At 61.5% G+C, this 18,263-nt stretch carries 18 protein-coding genes; 10 read left to right on the forward strand and 8 right to left on the reverse strand.

What is annotated here, in order from left to right; translation table 11 throughout:
* Positions 1-39 precede the first annotated feature (39 nt).
* From NKJ84_RS18815 to NKJ84_RS18835, 5 genes are all read right to left on the reverse strand, one after another.
* Positions 40-1,569, reverse strand: coding sequence for an ABC transporter substrate-binding protein (locus tag NKJ84_RS18815; RefSeq protein WP_352507690.1), 1,530 nt, complete (start codon positions 1,567-1,569; stop codon positions 40-42).
* A gap of 47 nt (positions 1,570-1,616) precedes the next feature.
* Positions 1,617-2,516 carry a carbohydrate ABC transporter permease gene (locus tag NKJ84_RS18820; protein ID WP_352455511.1) on the reverse strand — a complete coding sequence of 300 codons (900 nt, stop codon included), beginning with the start codon at positions 2,514-2,516 and terminating at the stop codon, positions 1,617-1,619.
* The gene (locus NKJ84_RS18825) at positions 2,516-3,427 is read right to left on the reverse strand and encodes a carbohydrate ABC transporter permease (protein WP_352507692.1); all 912 of its coding nucleotides are present in this window, start codon (positions 3,425-3,427) and stop codon (positions 2,516-2,518) included. The genes NKJ84_RS18820 and NKJ84_RS18825 overlap by 1 nt, the downstream gene beginning before the upstream one ends.
* Before the next feature lie 324 nt (positions 3,428-3,751).
* Entirely contained in the window at positions 3,752-4,798 is a 1,047-nt protein-coding gene (locus tag NKJ84_RS18830; RefSeq protein WP_352507694.1) for an NAD(P)-dependent alcohol dehydrogenase, read from the reverse strand.
* Positions 4,799-4,930: 132 nt separating this feature from the next.
* Positions 4,931-5,770 carry a hypothetical protein gene (locus tag NKJ84_RS18835; RefSeq protein ID WP_352507696.1) on the reverse strand — a complete coding sequence of 280 codons (840 nt, stop codon included), beginning with the start codon at positions 5,768-5,770 and terminating at the stop codon, positions 4,931-4,933.
* 526 nt (positions 5,771-6,296) lie between these two features.
* Here NKJ84_RS18835 and NKJ84_RS18840 point away from each other — a divergent pair.
* On the forward strand, positions 6,297-6,563 hold the full coding sequence (locus NKJ84_RS18840; protein WP_352507697.1) for an AbrB/MazE/SpoVT family DNA-binding domain-containing protein: 267 nt from the start codon (positions 6,297-6,299) through the stop codon (positions 6,561-6,563).
* Entirely contained in the window at positions 6,560-6,958 is a 399-nt protein-coding gene (locus tag NKJ84_RS18845; RefSeq protein ID WP_352507698.1) for a type II toxin-antitoxin system VapC family toxin, read from the forward strand. The genes NKJ84_RS18840 and NKJ84_RS18845 overlap by 4 nt, the downstream gene beginning before the upstream one ends.
* 159 nt (positions 6,959-7,117) lie before the next feature.
* Here the strand turns inward: NKJ84_RS18845 and NKJ84_RS18850 are convergent, their stop codons facing one another.
* Entirely contained in the window at positions 7,118-7,909 is a 792-nt protein-coding gene (locus tag NKJ84_RS18850; protein WP_352507699.1) for a class I SAM-dependent methyltransferase, read from the reverse strand.
* 143 nt (positions 7,910-8,052) lie between these two features.
* Between NKJ84_RS18850 and NKJ84_RS18855 the strand changes: the two genes are divergently transcribed.
* From NKJ84_RS18855 to NKJ84_RS18865, 3 genes are read left to right on the forward strand one after another with little or no spacing between them, the layout of a single operon-like run.
* On the forward strand, positions 8,053-9,162 hold the full coding sequence (locus NKJ84_RS18855; protein WP_352507766.1) for an ABC transporter substrate-binding protein: 1,110 nt from the start codon (positions 8,053-8,055) through the stop codon (positions 9,160-9,162).
* Entirely contained in the window at positions 9,152-10,231 is a 1,080-nt protein-coding gene (locus NKJ84_RS18860; RefSeq protein ID WP_352507701.1) for a FecCD family ABC transporter permease, read from the forward strand. The genes NKJ84_RS18855 and NKJ84_RS18860 overlap by 11 nt, the downstream gene beginning before the upstream one ends.
* Positions 10,225-11,064 carry an ABC transporter ATP-binding protein gene (locus tag NKJ84_RS18865; protein ID WP_352507703.1) on the forward strand — a complete coding sequence of 280 codons (840 nt, stop codon included), beginning with the start codon at positions 10,225-10,227 and terminating at the stop codon, positions 11,062-11,064. The genes NKJ84_RS18860 and NKJ84_RS18865 overlap by 7 nt, the downstream gene beginning before the upstream one ends.
* A gap of 86 nt (positions 11,065-11,150) precedes the next feature.
* On the opposite strand, the gene NKJ84_RS18870 is transcribed toward NKJ84_RS18865, so the two are convergent.
* Positions 11,151-12,029 (reverse strand): GNAT family N-acetyltransferase, encoded by an 879-nt coding sequence (locus NKJ84_RS18870; protein WP_352507704.1) that lies wholly within the window; start codon positions 12,027-12,029, stop codon positions 11,151-11,153.
* A 236-nt stretch (positions 12,030-12,265) separates the two neighbouring features.
* On the opposite strand from NKJ84_RS18870, the gene argE reads away from it, so the two are divergent.
* The 5 genes from argE to NKJ84_RS18895 all read left to right on the forward strand — a co-directional run bounded on the left by argE (position 12,266) and on the right by NKJ84_RS18895 (position 17,411).
* A complete protein-coding gene (argE, locus tag NKJ84_RS18875; RefSeq protein WP_352507705.1) occupies positions 12,266-13,390 on the forward strand; it encodes an acetylornithine deacetylase in 1,125 nt (374 codons plus the stop codon).
* A 16-nt stretch (positions 13,391-13,406) separates the two neighbouring features.
* Positions 13,407-14,330 (forward strand): 2-hydroxyacid dehydrogenase, encoded by a 924-nt coding sequence (locus NKJ84_RS18880; RefSeq protein ID WP_352507707.1) that lies wholly within the window; start codon positions 13,407-13,409, stop codon positions 14,328-14,330.
* Positions 14,331-14,344: 14 nt separating this feature from the next.
* Positions 14,345-14,701 carry a cupin domain-containing protein gene (locus tag NKJ84_RS18885; RefSeq protein ID WP_352507708.1) on the forward strand — a complete coding sequence of 119 codons (357 nt, stop codon included), beginning with the start codon at positions 14,345-14,347 and terminating at the stop codon, positions 14,699-14,701.
* A 172-nt stretch (positions 14,702-14,873) separates the two neighbouring features.
* Positions 14,874-15,917 carry a tartrate dehydrogenase gene (locus tag NKJ84_RS18890; protein ID WP_352507710.1) on the forward strand — a complete coding sequence of 348 codons (1,044 nt, stop codon included), beginning with the start codon at positions 14,874-14,876 and terminating at the stop codon, positions 15,915-15,917.
* Positions 15,918-15,935: 18 nt separating this feature from the next.
* Positions 15,936-17,411 carry an NAD-dependent succinate-semialdehyde dehydrogenase gene (locus NKJ84_RS18895; RefSeq protein WP_352507712.1) on the forward strand — a complete coding sequence of 492 codons (1,476 nt, stop codon included), beginning with the start codon at positions 15,936-15,938 and terminating at the stop codon, positions 17,409-17,411.
* Between the two features lie 132 nt (positions 17,412-17,543).
* On the opposite strand, the gene NKJ84_RS18900 is transcribed toward NKJ84_RS18895, so the two are convergent.
* Positions 17,544-18,233, reverse strand: a complete 690-nt coding sequence (locus tag NKJ84_RS18900) for a haloacid dehalogenase type II (RefSeq protein WP_352507713.1) — start codon at positions 18,231-18,233, stop codon at positions 17,544-17,546.
* Positions 18,234-18,263 lie beyond the last annotated feature (30 nt).

Below are 18,263 nucleotides of genomic sequence, written 5' to 3' on the forward strand. Positions count from 1 at the left end.
GCGGTGGAAGCCGCCTTCGCCCAAATCACCGACGAGTCGCTAAAGACCGGCGTCCTTGACTTTGCCGTCGACAATGCCGGCGATGGCATCGAGGCACGCCTTGGCATTGCCGCCATAGTCTTGGCCCGTAAGCAATTTGCCGAGCTCAACCGGAATGTCGTTGTTCGACAGATCCGCCCAGATCGGCATGTCCGGCTCGGATCCCATCTGGTTGTCGATCGTGTATTTGATCGCGTCGAAGTGGCGTGTCGTTCCAGGCCCGACGACGGCCTTCGCCTTCACGCGAGGATCGGTGAAGGAAGAATTGCGCATCGGCGAGGCGCCGCCGCCGAGCGTCGACACCCGCGCCATCACATCCTTCGAGCAGACCCACTGCATGAACAGCCATGCTGCTTCCTTGTTCTTGGAATATTGCGACAGCGAAATCGTCGAGCCGCCCTGGTGACCAACGGCCGGGATTTCGTTGAAGCCGCAATCGGCGGCGGCGCGACGACCGGGAACCTCCTTGGGCGCGGGCAGGGCCTCGAACAGGCCTTTGACCTTGGAATCGTTGGCGTCGAAGCCGGGGAAATCTTCGCCCCAGGTGATTGCCATCGCCGCCTGCCCCTGTGTCAGTGCCTGTCCCTGGCCGTCCCAGGTCCATGTCGTCGCCGAGGGCGGCGAGTTCTTGACCAGCTCCTGATAGAATTGCAGCCCGGCCACGCCGCGCTCGTCATTGCCGACAAACTTCTTGTCTTTGTTGAAGATCGACCCGCCATGGCCCCACAAGGCGAAGGTCCAGTCGCATTCGAGCGAATAGTGGCCGGACTTCGCCTGGCACGCGGTGCCGAAGATGCCGTTGCTTTTTTCTGCGTCAGTGAGCGCCTGCACGGCCTTGAGGTAGGCGTCGAGGTCTGTCGGCAGCGCAATGTTGTGTTTGTCGAAAAGATCCTTGCGGTACATCAGGATGAAGATCGGAATATCGAATGGAATTCCGCACTGTTTGCCGTTGTACATGGCGATGCCGTCGACCAGTGGCTTGGAGAAATCGTCCCAGTCGAAGTTGGGCATCGCCAGGTCTTTGTTCTGGTCATAATACTCGCGCGGATCGACGACATCCTGGGCAAATGTCGCCATCCAGGACTGGTCGAGATAATAGACGTCGTACGTGCCCAGCTGGCCCTGCACGTCTTGCGTCGCCTTGGCGAGAACCTGCTCCAGCGGCACGATTTCGACTTCCACCTCAATGCCGGTTGCCTTGGTGAATTCACCCGCGACAAGCTGGTTGGCGACGATCGTTGGCGGCGTCGCTTCCGAAGTGTAGCGGATTTTGGTGCCGGCATACGGTTTGCCGACATCGGCCAGCCACTTCAACATATCGGCGTCCTGGGCGCGGGCTTCTTCAACCCCGAGGCCCAGGATCCCGCGATTGGTGCGGCCGCCACCTAGCATGGCTGATCCGAAGGCAGAAAAGCCGACACCGGCGAGCGCCATCTTCCTCATGAAGTCGCGTTTGGTTATTCGGCGCGCCGTAAAGTCGTTGCAGGTATCGGCGACGAATGTCTTCTTGTCGTGTTCTCTGAAGCTCATGATCGTTCCTCCGTTGCTTTTTTGTCGTCGTTCTTCTCGCCTGCGCCTCACTCCTTCAGGGACCCGAGGGTGAGGCCGCGGACCAGATGCCGTTGAACCAGCAGGATAAAGATGAAGCTGGGTATGATCGCGGACGTGCCGAGCGCTGTGATGTAGCCCCACTCGGTTGCGGTCGAGGTGACAAAGGTCGAAATCTTCACCGGCACGGTGCGGATCGACGTCGTTAGGAACAGTGAGAGCAGGAACTCGGTCCACGAAAAGATGAAACACAGCACAGCCGTCGCAGCGATGCCGCCCTTGACCATAGGAAGGACCACGCGCCGGAACGTCTGCCAGCGCGTCGCGCCGTCGATCAGTGCCGCCTCATCGACCTCGCGCGGGACGTCGTCGAAGAACGACTTCAAAAGCAAAACCGCCAGCGGCAGATTGATCAGACTGTGAACGAGGATGAGCCCCGTATAGGTATCGCGCAAGCCGAGATCGCGGAACATGAAAACGATCGGAATGACGATCGCGATTGGCGGCATGAAGCGCTGCGAAAGAATCCAGAACAGAAAGGACTGCTGGCCGCTGAACTGCATTCGCGACAGGCAATAGGCGGCCAGAGTTGCCAGCAGCAGCGTCAGCGCTGTCGATCCGACGGCTATGACGGCGCTGTCGAGCAACGACTGGCGGGAATCGTAGGAACTCGCGCCCCCCTTGATGACCCCGGCCGCTTCGCCGCCCTGTTCCATGCCGATGTCGACGCGCGAAACGCCAAGCAACGTCACGCGGTAGTTGTCCGGCGTCGGCGTGAAACCGGTGTAAACCGGTCCGCTGCGATCGAAGATCGCCGAATAGGGTTTGATGGACGACAGGGCCCACCAAGCGATCGGGAACATGAAGATCGCCACCACCAGGACGGCGAGCACGTCACGGGCGATCGTTTGGGCGCGCGACGACTCCATCAGAACCTCACCTTGAACAGCCTGACGAAGAGGTTCGACACGACAATCAAGACGACGAGCACGATCAGCGACAGGGTCGCGGCATAGGGGAAGTCTCCGGTGAAGTAGATTCGCCCCGCGTAGAATGAAAGCGTCTCGGTGGCCGTGCCTGGCCCGCCAGCGGTGATGATGTAAACGTAGTCGTAGATGCGAAAGAGATCGACGCCGCGGATCAGCACCGCGACCGCTATCACCTTGCGCAGCATCGGCAATGTGAGCCGCCAGAACGTCTGGATGCCGTTGGCACCGTCGATCGCCGCGGCCTCGAAAGGTTCCTTCGGCAGCGCCCTGAGCCCTGCCAGGATGATGAGCACCATGAACGGCGTCCATTGCCATATGTCAGCCAGCAGGATCGCCGCCAATGCGGTTCCCGGCTGCGTCAGGATCGGCTGTGCCGGCGAGACCAGGTCGAGGGCATACAGGTAAAACGACAGGACACCGAAAGAACCGTCCTGCATCAGCAGGAACATCATTCCGGTTACCGCAGGCGGCACCACCAGCGGCAGTGTCATCAGCGCCCGCAGCACGCCGTAACCTTTGCGATCGGTGTCAAGCAGAAGCGCGATGAGGATGCCGAGCGCAAGCTGAACCGCAAGCGCGACGAAGGTGTAGATCAGCGTGGTTTCCAGCGAATGCCACATGCGCGCATCCGAGAAGGCACGCGTCCATTGGTGGAGCCCGGCGAAGTCAAGTTGCCGGGAGACGACATTGCGTTTGTGAAACGAAAGCCAGACTGAATAGGCGAGGGGATAGATGCCGAAAACGAGAAGCATCACCGTGATCGGCGCGAGCCAGGGGAAAGGATGCTCGGCCGTCATGAACCGGGGCAGGGCCCATCTGGGCGTTTCGCGGGTCACGGCCAGCGTGCTCACGCGCAAATCTCCGCTCGGTCACAGAGACGCATCGGCCTTCTCCCTATCGGCCAGATTGTGCCAACTTGAACTTTTGTAAGTTTGTTGTGTCTTTTGTTAAGAACGTGTCGGACGGCCGCCGATTTGTCAAGTGTCGGTCCCCTCAGCGCTCAAGGGATTTACTCGTGGTCCTACAGGATGCCGTCATCGCCGGGTATGGAGTTGTTCTTGGAGGGAGCGCCGCCGGTAAATGCCCTTGTGTCAGCATCAAAAGCGCACAGGGCCGCCGCCAACTTTGGCAGCCCAAGGAACGATCGGGAGGACAGCCCGGAGCTTTGGAACTCGCTAATCCGGCAATCGGATCTGAAGCTTTACGTCCGCCGGCCGGGCTTCGACTGCGCGGTCGAAAGCGGCAATGGAATCTTCGAAGGGGAAGGTCGCCGAAATCAATGGTTTGAGATCGACCCGGCCCGATCCCATCAGTGCGATCGCCCGGTCATACTGGTGGGCATATCGGAACACCGTCTCGATGCGGATTTCCTTGGTAGAGGCCGTAGCGATGTCGAACGCCACCGGCGCGACCGGCAGGCCGACCACCACCACGGTACCACCGGGCCGCGGCAGATCGAGCAACGTCTCCCAGGCTTTGGTCGAGCCGGAACATTCAAAGACGACGTCGGTGCCCCAGCCGTCGGTCAGGCGCTTGACCTCCGCCGGCAGGCTCTTGTCGCGGATGTTGACCGGGATCACACCCTGGTAGCCGGCGGCAATGTCGAGCTTGGGTTGGGCGAGATCTGCAACAACGGCGCGGGCGCAGCCGCCGGCGAGCGCGGCGATCGCCACCATCGTGCCGATCGGCCCGGCGCCAATTACCACCGCGGTGTCACCCGGCGCAATCTTCGCTTTGGCCGCCGCCTGCATTCCGACAGCGAAGGGCTCCACCATCGCGCCTTCGGCGAAGCTGACATTGTCGGGCAGTTTGAAAGTGTAGTTGGCGGGGTGCACGACATAGGGCGTCAGCACGCCGTGGATCGGCGGCGTTGCCCAGAACCTGACCGCTGGATCGATGTTGTAGAGGCCGAGCCGGCTTGCCCGCGAATTGGGATCGGGGATACCCGGCTCCATGCAGACGCGGTCGCCGACCTTCAGATGCTCGACGCCTTCCCCCGTTTCGACGACGGTGCCGGCGGCTTCATGGCCCAAGACCATCGGCGCTTCGACCACGAACGGGCCGATGCGGCCATGGGTGTAGTAGTGCACGTCGGAGCCGCAGATGCCCACGGTATGGATCTTGATGCGAACTTCGCCCGGGCCGACGGTCTGTGGCAGATCGATGTCACGCAGCTTGAGTTCGTGTTGGCGTTCGAGGACAAGGGCGCGCGCGTTCGTCATCGACGTAGTCTCCTCTAAAGCCGATCGTAGGGGCCTTTAACCGTCTACGGGTACACACACCGTCCATCTATGCATCATTGTTCTCCGGGCTGGCGCTGTGGCCCCGATAGACGCCATCGAGCGCAGGCGGGTTCAGTTGGTGCTGGTTGTGGGGGTGAACCCGCACTGCTTCTGTTCCATATCGATCTGCTTCGTGATGCGGACGGCGTTCTGTGCGTAGGCCTCCGTCACGGAGCCACTATTCACGGTCTTGCCCTTCAGCGGACTCACGCCTGCGCAGAGGTGGAAAACATGCGGCTCGGCGGACTTCGCGGCTCCGGCTTCCGGCGCGATCCAGTAGACGACATCCTGACCGGCGGGGTGGCTCGCGTCCCGCGTCGCCGCCGTCACCGCGGCGGTGTCCGTCGCGATCGCCTGCGCCTGAGCGGCGACATCGGGCGAACAGGCGGTGGTGGGCTGCCCCGACTTGATCTGGGCCGCGCATGCGTTCATATCCTGGGTGTACTGCTCGACCGACGGGGGTTTGAAACTGATCCCCATGACCGTCGCGAGCACGGCCAGCGCAGCGCCGACGCCGCCGGCAACCTTCTTGGTCCGCGGATCCATGTTTTTGTCGGTGAGGATCAAGAAAACCAGCGGAAGGAAGGCAATCAGCGTGATAATTGCGCCGAGCTGGTTTTGGAAGAAGAACCTGGCCGCGTCGGATGCACGGGCCGGATCGTGCCTGTTGGCCGCCTTCCACAGCAAGTTGCCGGCGATTGCGAAAATCGCGATGCCGACCAGAAGGCCGATGACCAGCGGCAGGTGTGCCTGGTCGAACTTGTTCTGGCGAAGCAGCATGATTCCGTAGACCTCGCCGCCAATGGCGACGATCCACGAGAGTGCGGCGAAAAGGCGAAGACGCGTGGCGGAGGACTTCTGGCCCTGCGTCGCTTGCCAATCCTTGGTAACGTCTGGCTTGTTGTCGGTCATTGACCAGATCCCCTGATATCGACACTTCTGCGGGGCGTTAGACCAGAAGGCCAACCCGCCCGGCGCAGCAGCATTGAACGAGCGCCACCTGCCTTAGCGACGCGACGAAATGTGAGCGCCACGGCAGGCCTCATCTCCATTCATAATTCATATTGCGCATGAGTGAGTCCGTCCAGACCCACGCAGGCAGACGCCTATGGGCGAGGGCTCCGTTCTTCTTGATCTCTGGCTCGAACTTGATGTAGCGGACTGACAACTTACGGCCAATAAATGCGACGTAGAGTATCTGCTCGGCAAAGAGGGCTCCTGTACAACTCCGACGTCGCAGGGCAGATCAACCGGTTCGGCCAACATCAGAATCAGTCGAACGAGGGGGCGAGCGCAAATCCACGATCCCTGACGGCTTTCTAGAAGGCATCAATGCCATTCAGTCGCCGCATGGACGCCAAGCTTTGGCCCCCGACCATCTGCATTGATAATAATGCAGATTTGCATTATCATAGCGCGAGAACAGGAAATGTTTAACATGACAACGTTGACAGTGACGACAAGGGGACAGGTGACGTTCCGCAAGGACGTGCTGCAACATCTGGGCATCAAACCGGGCGAGAAGATCGAGCTTGATCTGCTGCCCGACGGTCGGGCGGAATTGAGGGCTGCACGGGCGAAGGGGTCGTTCCGGGACCTCCACGGCTTCCTCAGAGGCAAGACGAACGGCCGGGTGCTCAGCATCGAGGAGATCAACGAGGCGATAGCGGAAGCGGGCGCTGCGGCCGCGTCCGGCAAGGAATGAGGGTTACGGCCGACACGAATGTGCTGTTGCGCGCCTATGTCGCCGATGATGAGGCGCAGGCAGCCATTGCCGTCGACCTGCTGGCCAAAGCGGACATCGTGGCCGTGAGCTTGCAGGCCTTGTGCGAGTTCGCCTGGGTTCTGGCCCGGCAGTACCAGACAGAGCGCGAAAATATTGCCGCGGCGATCCGGGCGTTGCTGAACACCGCGAATGTTGTCATCAACCGGCCGGCAGTTGAGGCAGGGCTGTCAGTCCTCGATGCCGGCGGCGATTTCGCGGACGGCGTGATCGCTTTTGACGGCGGCTGGCTTGGCGGGGAGATTTTCGTCTCGTTTGACCGGAAGGCCGTCAAACTGCTCTCGGCGCAGGGACAATCCGTACAGCTTCTTTTCTAAGTCTCTTTCCGCGGTGGTCTTTCGCCCTGTGCTGTCGCGTCTTTAGAGACCACTGCGAGCAATCGGATTCTGTCTGCGGTACGGATGTCAGATCAGAATGGCGGGGTGAGAGCCGACGATCGCCGATAGGTGATTGTGGAAATCGTTGGAATTGCCCAACTACCAGGCCGACTTGGTCGCGCAGATCGCGTAGCGATGCTGCGTCGAGCGTTCCAGCGCCCTGAGGAAGTTCATGTGCCGTGCCTGCGCGCGATGAATCGCGCCGAGCCGGGTGTCGACCACAGGCATCTCAAAGCCAGCCTCCACCAGAAGCGCGCAGACCTCGTCCGCTTTGGCGCCACGCGAAAAGTGCAACCGTGACAGGATGCTGCCATGGCGGTCCGCCATCACCTGATCCAGTTTGTGGACCGGCCCGACCGTCCGGCCAACGGCCCTTTCCAGGACTTGTCGCAGAGAGGTTACCCAGGTCTTACTGACGCAATCACCATCAATGATCAGCAGCCGTCCGCCAGGCTTGAGCAGCGAGAACCATTCGGCGAACGCCGCTCGCGGATCCACCAACGTCCAGACGAGATGACGGGTGACGAGGACGTCGTAGCTTTCTCCGTTTTCACGGGTTCGCTCGGCGTCCCCGATCAGAAACCGGATGCCGCTTTCCCTCTGCGTCGCCTTTGCACGCGCGCGGGCAAGCATGGCCTCTGACCAATCGAGCCCGGTCACGGCATAACCCAGGTCGTGCATGAGATGGGATATGACCCCGGTGCCGCAAGCGAGGTCGAGAGCGCGACGCCCATCCCCGCGCCCCAAGTGCTTGAGTATCAGCCTGTGCCAGGCCAGGCGTTCCCGCTGTGAGAAGATTTCATGCCCCACCGAAAGGTCGAATGTCCCGGCGCGCGTCGACCAATAGTCGCGTATCTCGTCCCGCAGCGAATAATTGGGCTCGCCCGCCATTCCAGACCCCTTGTCGTCGTACCAGTCTGGAATGGCTCTAAAAGATATTTCTTGAGAATTGAAGTCATCTTTAATAAGGCACCTCTGGCTAATCCATTTCAAGAGAGGGCGCGATGAATTTCGGAAAGATCCCAGCAGCGACGATGGCGGCCGCTATCGTCGCTCTGTCGATGACGCTGGCCGCCAGGGCCGAAATGGTTGCAGTGACTGACATCACGGGCCGCCAGGTCAAGGTGAACGTCCCTGTCGAGAGGGTAATCCTGGGTGAGGGCCGGCAGGTCTATCTCGTCGCGGCGCTCGAGACCGAGGATCCGTTCAAGCGCATCGCTGGCTGGCGCGAGGATTTCAGCCAAGCGGATCCGGACAGCTACGCCGCCTATCTGGAAAAATTCCCAAGGATGGCGAATATCCCCACGTTCGGCGGTTTCAAGGACGGCACTTTCGACGTCGAGCAGGCGATATCGCTCAAGCCCGACGTCATCGTGATGAACATCGAGTCGAAGCAGGCCACGGAAGACGCCAAGTATATCGAGAAGCTCACCGCTGCCGGCATTCCATTGGTTTATGTCGATTTCCGCGAGCGTCCCTTTACCAACACCGAACCTAGCATGCGCCTGTTTGGCAGGCTGTTCGGCAAGGAGGAGCGCGCCGAGGAATTCATCGCCTGGCGCGCCGCCGAGATCGCGCGCGTTACCGACGTAATCGAGAAGGCCAAGCCGGAAAGGCCCAAGGTCTTCATCGAACGCGCCGGCGGCTATTCGGACGATTGCTGCATGAGCTTCGGCGACGACAATTTCGGCAAATTTGTTGAGATGGCAGGCGGTGACAACATCGCCAAGGACATCATCCCCGGCACCTTCGGCACACTCAATCCCGAACAGATCATCGCCTCCGACCCGGATCAGATCATCGTCACCGGCGGCTCGTGGGAAGCCTATGTACCGGGCGGTGCCTGGGTGGGCGTCGGCCCCGGCCGTGATGAGGCGGAGGCGGTGCGCAAGCTGAAGGCGCTGACCGAGCGGCCGGCGCTGACCGGCGTGAAGGCCGTCGAGGACGGCGCGGTGCATGCCATCTGGCATCAGTTCTACAACAGTCCTTATCAGTTCGTGGCCATCCAGCAGATGGCGAAGTGGCTGCACCCCGATCTTTTCGCCGACCTTGATCCTGAAGTGACCTTCAGCGAGTTGCACAAGAAATTCCTGCCCATCGCATACAGGCCCGGCCACTGGGTCTCGCTGACCGATGTCGATTGAATCGACGGCCGTCAGCACCGCGCTCGACAGCACCGATGGACGAGGGCGTTACCGCGCCCTCGTTTGGCGGCGGCAGTTGATCCTTGCCGGCCTCGGCGCTGCCCTGCTCTTCAGCCTGTGCGTCGACCTTGCGGTCGGTCCCGCCCGCTACGACCTCGGCGAGGTCGTGCGGGCCCTTGTGTTCCCCGACACCGTGCCGCTGCAGGTGCGCGTGGTGCTCTGGGACATCCGCATGCCGGTGGCCCTGGTGGCGATTGTCGTAGGGGCGGCGCTCGCCGTGGCCGGCGCGCAGATGCAGACCATCCTCAATAACCCGCTGGCGAGCCCCTTCACGCTCGGCATATCCGCCGCCGCGAGCTTCGGCGCTGCGCTTGCGCTTGCCTTCGGAGTGAGGCTTGTCCCCGCCGCAGTCGAGTATGTAGTGCCGATCAACGCCTTCGTGATGGCGATGCTGGCGGCCTTCCTAATTCATGTGCTGAGCGTCAAGCGCGGCGTCAGCGCGGAGACCATCGTGCTGCTCGGCATCGCGCTGGTTTTCACCTTCAACGCGCTGCTCGCGCTCGTCCAGTTTTTCGCGTCGGCGGAAGCGCTGGCGGCAGTCGTCTTCTGGACAATGGGCAGCCTCACCAAGGCCACCTGGCCTAAGCTTGCGGTCACCACATTCATCCTCCTCGCAGTCTTACCCATTTTCGCCCGGCGCGTCTGGGCGCTGACGGCGTTGAGGCTCGGTGAGGACAAGGCGGCCAGCTTCGGCGTCAAAGTCGGTCGCCTGCGGCTCGAGACGCTCATCCTGGTGAGCCTCCTCGCCGCCATTCCCGTCGCCTTCGTCGGCACCATAGGTTTTGTCGGCCTCGTGGGCCCGCACATCGCGCGCATGGTCATCGGCGAGGACCAACGCTTCTTCCTGCCCGCCTCGGCCCTCGCGGGCGCGCTCATCCTGTCGGCCAGCTCGGTCGTCAGCAAGTCGCTTATCCCGGGGACGGTTTTCCCGATCGGCATCGTCACCTCGCTGATCGGCATCCCCTTCTTCATCTCGCTCATCCTGTCCAGCACGAGGCGCTCATGGTGACGATCCGGCTTGAGGCGCTCGGCGCGCGCTACGGGACGAGCCTCCGGCTTCGGGATGTGACGACGCCAGTGTTCGAGGGCGGAGACATTGTGGCTGTGATCGGTCCGAATGCCGCCGGGAAGTCGACGCTCTTCAGGCGCATCGCCGGCCTCCTGCAAGGACCGGGAGCAATGCATGTCGAGGGGGCCATTCGCGGGACGAGCGGCATCTGCTACATGCCACAGGAAACGTCCGCCAACGCGGTGCTCACCGTCTATGAGTCAGTGTTGCTCGCCCGCAAGCAGGGTAAGGGCTGGTCTGTGGGCGACGATGATCTGGCTCGCATCGACGAGACCCTTGCGGCGCTCGGCATCGCCGACATCGCTTTCCGCAACATTGGCGAGCTTTCCGGCGGCCAGCGGCAACTCGCCAGCCTGGCACAGACGCTGGTGCGCGAGCCGGAGGTCCTGCTGATGGACGAACCGACATCAGCACTCGATCTGTCGCGGCAGGTGGAAGTGCTCGGTCTCATGCGGGAACTTGCCAGGGCGCGAGGCATGGTCGTGCTGATCGCCCTGCACGACCTCAATCAGGCCCTGCGCTTCAGCGATCAGACAATGGTCATCGCGGACGGCCGGCTGGTCGCATGCGGGCCAACGCGGGACATCATCACCTCACATCTGCTGCGGGACATTTATCATCTCAACGCGCGCATCGAGCCGTGCTCGCGCGGCATCGGCCATGTCATCGTGGATGGCGTGGCGGATGGGCGTCGGACGCTCATAATGCCGGCAGCGGAGACCGAATCCGGGCTTCGGAGCAGATTCGAGGCGGCAGCCGTTCCGGCCGCGTGACGGCAACCATTAAGCCGGTTGATCGACGCCCGCACTGATCGACCTGGTCCTCTGACCGCTGGTTGAAGGCGAGAGCGTGCTTGCATTCAACTCAAGGCGTGGCCCGCCAATCCATAGACCCAAGGCCCATTGTCTTCCCGGTTCAGAAAGCGGCGCCCCTTGGACATGGTCGTAACGGTCTCGGCAATGCCGAGGCCGCACTGCTGGAGAAACGCGGCAAACACGCCATCCTTCTCGCGGGTGTCGACGCGGGCAAATCGTCCTGCCAGTCCCTTCAGATGCACGGCTGTAAGATGGACCGCGTCGAAATCGTTTCCCGCGACCATCGGGCCGATCACGTGACCACGCCCGAACTCGCGACACATGGAATAGCCAACGATCTCGCTGCCGCGGCTCAAAGTGCAGATTGAGGCATCGGCCGCGAGCAACGTGAGCAGCCTCTCGCGGTTTGTCCCAAACGCGCGCGTATCCAGCGCCGTGATCTCCTTCAGCCTGTCGCTCGACAGCGCCTGCAATTGACCGTCCAGGGACGGCACTGTTGGGAGGACCGGTGGGACTTCCCCCTGGCGCATGTATACAGTCGCCTCGGTCGTGAAACCGAGCGAGACATAAAGAGGATAGGCAGCATGGGTAGCATTGAGTGCCAAGTTGCGATCGCCGCACTGCTCGAGGACTAGGTCCATGAGCCACCGGCCGCCTCCTTGCGCTTGCGTGCGGGGCGTTGTGATCACTACGCCGATGGTGGCGAAGTCGTCCCCGTGAGGAAACCACATCGCGCTGCCGAAAACGCGTCCAATACCATCAACGGCAACGATGCCCTGGCCGGCGCGACGCAGTAGGTTCCAATCCTTCGGCCGATGAGGCCAGCGGACTGAGATCGACAGCGCGTGCAGCAGCTCAACGTCGACATCATTGATGTCCCGCGCGACCAGTTCGAAGGATTTCAGGCGTACTGATCTCTGCATCTCAGTCGATCCTTCAACAAATGCGCAAGGCACGCGGTGTGACGTTGTGATCGATCGCCATGTCGCGACATGCCTCTTTTGCCGTAGCATTATACGGGAAAGCCAGCAGGTTTCGCTGGTTCGAGGTGCTTTTTCGCAATCTTCGGCCAAAGCATGACGCAATTCGGCAGCGAACTCTGCTGCCTGCGGATACGCTGGTTGCACCCGGTGATAATGTGCGATTAGAGCGGACCGCCATGAACGTGGAAGAAATCCTCGCGACGCTGATTGGATTTCCCTCTGTTGTGGGCACGCCAAACCGCGCGATCGTCGATTGGATCCGCGACTACTGTCAGGCAGCCGGAGCCGAGGTGACGGTTCTGCCAGGTCCCGAGGGCGACCGGTCCAACCTCTTCGTGACGATCGGCCCGCGCCAGGGTCGGGGCTACATCATCTCCGGACATATGGATGTCGTGCCGGCCGGCGAGCCGGAATGGAGCTCGGACCCGTTCGTCCTGCGCGGAGAGGGCGGCAGGCTATACGGCCGCGGCACCACCGACATGAAGGGCTTCCTCGCCTGCACATTGGCCGCGCTCCCAGGACTTGCTGCGATGAACCTGCGGCAGCCAGTTCATCTCGCATTCTCCTATGACGAAGAGGCGGGGTGCCGTGGTGTGCCGCATCTCCTGGCCGCGTTGCCGAGCTTATGCGAGAGGCCGCTTGGCGCCATTGTCGGCGAGCCGAGCCGGATGCAGCCTGTGCGCGCGCACAAGGGGAAGGCCGCCGCGCGGCTCGAGGTGATGGGGCGATCCGGCCATTCCTCACGCCCCGATCTCGGACTCAATGCTGTGCACGCCATGGCCAGCGTCATCACATACGCCGTGGTCTACGGCCAGTCCCTCGCCGACGGGCCGCTCGATAAAAATTTCGAGCCCCCATATTCTTCCTTGCAGGTGGGCGTCATCGCCGGTGGACAGGCGGTCAACATCATCCCTGGCCAATGCACAGCCGATATCGAGGTGCGCGCCGTGCCCGGCGTTTCTCCAGCCTCCCTGCTTGAGCCTGTCAAGACCCGGCTTTTCGCCCTGCGAGACAGCGGCTTCGATGTGGTGTGGCACGAGTTGAGCACCTATCCCGCCCTCGCGCCCGCGAACGGGAGCGCGCTAGCGGCCGTTCTGACCGAGCTGACGGGGCAGGAGCCGCTCACAGCCGTCAGCTTCGGCACGGAGGCCGGGCTTTACCAGCAGGCCGGCATCGACGCGATCATTTGCGGTCCTGGCGACATCGGCCGTGCCCATCGTCCCAATGAGTATATCGAGATCGGTGAACTCGCCGCTTGCCGGAAGATGATCGAGGGGCTCGGCGCGCGTCTTGCGGCCTGAAGGAAGGGCGGTCGCCATGGCGTTTCTTTTCAATTCCGATGCGGCGCGTGCTGCGGTCTTCCGCGAGATATTCGCGCGCGAGCTCCCGGATCTGGTATTCTTCCATTCCGGAGACGAGATGGAGCCGGAGAAGGTGCGCTATCTCATCACCTGGACGGTGCCGGACGAGATCTCGCGCTACCGCAATCTGGAAGTGCTGTTTTCCATCGGCGCGGGCGTCGACCAGTTCAAGCAGGACGGAGTGCCAAGCCATGTGAAGCTTGTGCGCATGGTCGAGGACGGCATCATACGCATGATGCAAGAATACGTCGCGCTCGGCGTGTTGGCGCTCCACCGCGAGATGCCCGCCTATCTTGAGCAGCAGAAAAAGTGCTTGTGGAAACCGATTGCCGCTCGACAGGCGGCCGAACGCCGGGTTGGCTTTCTCGGCCTTGGCATGCTGGCCCGCGCGGCTATCGAGCGCTTGAAGCCGTTCGAGTTTCAGCTTGCCGGGTGGAGCCGCAGCGAAAAGCGGATCGAGGACGTCGCCTGCTTTCACGGCACGGACCAACTCGCGGGCTTTCTGAAGCAAACGGATATTCTCGTCTGCCTGCTCCCGCTCACGGAACAAACGCACGGCATGCTCGATGCGGAGTTCTTCGACTTACTGCCCGCCGGGGCGCAGCTGCTGCATGTCGGCAGGGGTCCGCAACTGGACCAGACCGCGCTGATCGACGCGCTCGACACCGGTCACGTATCTGCGGCGATGCTTGATGTCACCGATCCAGAACCGCTCCCGGAAAACCATCCGCTGTGGTCGCATCCGAAGGTGATGATAACGCCGCACATCGCCTCGGTGACGCAACCGCATACGGCGGCACAATCCGTCGTCGACAACATTCGGCGCCACCGCGCCGGAGAAGAACTGATCGGCCTCGTCGATCGGACACTCGGCTACTAACAAGGAAACATCACATGTCACTTCTGATCACGATCGACACAGTTCCAGACTTTGCGCCGAAGGAGGCATTACCGGCTCCGGAGCGGCTCATTTCCGGCAATCCATCCTTCAAGACCTGGGCGCAGGATGCCTCGAAAGGTGAGAAGGTTCTGACCGGCGTCTGGGAGGCGACGCCCGGCGAGACGCATTCGATCAAGGGCACTATCTACGAGTTCTGCCATATCATTTCGGGTCTCGTCGAAATCGAGGAGAAGGGCGGTGAGACCAAGACCTACCGCGCCGGCGACAGTTTCGTGATGAAACCCGGTTTCGTCGGCGTCTGGCGCACGATCGAGACCGTGCGCAAGATCTACGTCTGCGTTGATGACTGAGTTCAGTGCTCAAGGTCTGGCCGAATAGCGCGCGGCGGTTCCAGAACAATCGGCTTTCCAGGTTCCGCCTGACGCGATTCGACGCCGTCGGAGGGCTCAACCTCGACGGAAAATGCGGCGGGCGGTCAACTACTGTTTCCAGTGACGCCAGTGCGAATGAGGACCTCCATCCATGAAGACCTACAAGATAGCGCTGATCCCCGGCGACGGCATCGGCAAGGACGTGACGCAGGCGGCATGGCAGGTGCTGCAGGCGGCGGCTAAGCAGGGCGGTTTCGTCCTTGATGACACAAGATTCCCGTGGTCGTGCGCCTACTACCTGGAGACCGGTGCAATGATGCCGTCAGACGGCATCGATACACTCCGAAAATTCGATGCGATCTATCTCGGCGCTGTGGGCTGGTCCGCGGAAGTGCCCGACTCAGTATCGCTTCACGGACTGCTCCTGCCGATCCGGAAAGGCTTCACGCAGTACGCCAACATACGACCGCACCGGCTGTTGCCGGGCGTTCAGGGGCCCCTCCGCTCCGATGGTTTCGATATCCTGTGCATCCGCGAGAATACGGAAGGCGAATATTCCGGCGCCGGTGGGCGCGTTCATTCCGGCACGGCCGATGAGGTCGCGGTTGAGACTGCGATCTTCACGCGTGCGGGTGTCGAACGGATCATCCGTTTCGGTTTCGAACAGGCGCGGGCGCGTCGCAAGAAGCTCGCATCTGTCACCAAATCCAACGCGCAGAAACACTCCATGGTTTTCTGGGATGAGGTCACGCGCGAGGTGGCGAAAGACTATGCTGATGTGGAGGTCTCGCACTACCACATCGACGCCATTGCCGCCCGGATGGTCCTGGCGCCGGAAAGCCTCGACGTAATCGTCGCATCGAACCTTTTCGGCGACATCCTCACGGATATTGGAGCGGCCATTCAGGGAGGGCTGGGTTACGCCGCCTCCGCCAATATCAATCCCGATCGCAGCGCGCCTTCCATGTTCGAGCCGGTCCATGGTTCGGCGCCCGACATCGCGCATCTCGGCGTCGCCAATCCGATCGCCGCGATCTGGTCCGGTGCCATGATGCTCGAGCATCTGGGCGAGGGGCACGCTGCGGCGGAAGTAATGTCGGCAATCGAGTCCGCAACCGCGCGGGGGATTGGCACGATCGCAGGCAAGGACAGGACTGAAACGATCATGCAGGCCGTGCTGGTGGGATTAAGCTGAAAGGGCAGAGGAAAGACCATGAATGCGATGACGAAGATTGGCATGTTCAACGACTCCGACCTTTTTCGTCAGCAGGTGCTGATTGGCGGTGTCTGGCGGGATGCGGAAACGAAGGGCGCGGTCGATGTCATTGACCCTGCCAGCCAAAGTGTTCTCGGCACCGTTCCCGCAATGGGGGAGAACGAGACGAGAGCGGCAATCGCTGCCGCGGCCGAGGCCTTCAAAGGCTGGAAGAAAAGGACGCATGCCGAGCGTGCAGGATTTCTGGAGCGCTGGCACGACCTCATCCGCCAGCACGAACAGGATCTCGCGCTCCTGCTGACGCTGGAACAGGGCAAGCCGCTTGCCGAGGCGTTGGCAGAAATCCGCTATGGCGCATCTTTTGTGAAATGGTTCTCCGAAGAAGCGCGCCGGATCGGTGGTTCGACCATTCCCTCACCCACGGCCGATCGCCGCATTCTGGTGCTGAAAGAACCCGTCGGCGTCTGCGCCATCATCACGCCGTGGAATTTCCCCAACGCAATGATCGCACGCAAAGTAGCACCGGCGCTGGCCGCAGGTTGTACGGTTGTCATCAAGCCGTCGGAATTTACGCCATTCTCGGCGCTGGCGCTCGGCGTTCTGGCGGAACGGGCAGGTATTCCTGCAGGCGTGATCAACATTGTGACCGGCATGCCCGTCGAAATCGGCAACGAACTGATGGCCAATCAGACGGTGCGCAAGATCTCGTTCACCGGTTCGACCCGCGTCGGTGCGCTGCTCATGCGTGGCGCGTCCGATAGCATCAAGCGGCTGAGCCTGGAGCTTGGCGGCAACGCACCCTTTATCGTCTTTGACGACGCCGATCTGGATAAGGCAGTTGAAGGGGTGATCGCATCCAAGTTCCGCAATGGCGGTCAAACCTGCGTCTGCGCGAACCGGATTCTTGTGCAGGAAGGCGTTTACGACGCCTTCGCCGAAAAGCTGAGCCGGCGCGTCACGCGGATGAAGGTTGGCGCAGGGACAGATGAGGGCACTGAGATCGGCCCGATGATCAACGCAGCCGCGATCGACAAGATCGAGCGTCACATCGCCGATGCTCAGGCGAAAGGTGCGCAGATCATAGCCCAAAGCGAGACGATGCCGGAGGGTAAGCAATATGCACGGCCCGTCGTGCTGGGAGAAGCTACTACGGGGATGCTCCTGGCATCGGAAGAGACGTTCGGTCCAGTGGCGCCGCTTTTTCGCTTCGAGACGGAGGAAGAGGCCATCGCCATTGCGAACGGTACGCCGTTCGGCCTTGCCGCCTACTTCTACACCGACAACCTCAAGCGCTCATGGCGTGTTGCCGAGGCGCTCGAGTTCGGTATGGTCGGGCTCAACACAGGCATGATCTCGACCGAGGTTGCGCCTTTCGGCGGTGTCAAGCAATCGGGAGTGGGGCGCGAAGGATCGCAGCTCGGCATCGAGGAATATCTCGAGGTCAAGGCGCTTCATGTTGGCGGGCTTAACTAGTTATCTTGCACGCAGGTGGAAACACTTGCAGCCCTAAAGCATTGGAACCACAAGAAAGGGGCGGTGAAAACCGCCCCTTTCTTTTCGCGACCAAGCGCCTCGTCTGGTGCGACTGCGCCAGCAAAAAAATGTTCAGGCGAACTCCCGAACGGGCTCCAGTCCGACGGCGCCGGCCAGACCGCCGATATCCTTGATTTCGGTATATTCGTAGAAGGGGTTCGCAGGCTCATGGCCGCGGTTCACCCAGACCTTGCTCTTGATGCCAAGATCATAGGCCGTCATGAGATCGTAGCGGAATGAAGACGACACATGTGTAATGTCCTCTGGGCCGCAGCCGAGCTTGTCGAACATATATTCGAAGCCCTTCATCTGGGGCTTGTAGGCGCCGGTCTCCTCGGCCGTGATGACCATGTGAAAGGGTGCGCCGAGCTTCTCCACATTCGACATGATCAGGCTCTTCATGGAGTTCGACAGGATCACCAGCGGAATCTCCTTGGCGACCTTGGCCAGGCCCGCCGGGACATCCGGGTGCGGACCCCATGTCGGCACTTCCGCATAGATGCGCTGGGCATCTTCGGGCCGGAATGCGACGCCGTTGCGCTTGCAGGTCCGTTCCACGGAATTGTGCACGACCTCGCTGTACGGCTTCCAGGCGCCAAGAACCTCGTCGAGGCGATAGGCCGAGAAATCCTTGATGAACTGCGTCATCCCAGTTGGGGAGAGCTGCGCGCCGTATACGCGTCTCGCCGCACCGGCCATGTCGAAGTTGGTCAGCGTACCATAGCAGTCGAAGGTGATGTATTTCGGTCTGAACTGGGTCATGGGCGTCGATCCTTCCAATCGTGTCGGCAC

Source organism: Mesorhizobium sp. M0048 (assembly GCF_040323405.1).
GTDB lineage: Bacteria > Pseudomonadota > Alphaproteobacteria > Rhizobiales > Rhizobiaceae > Mesorhizobium.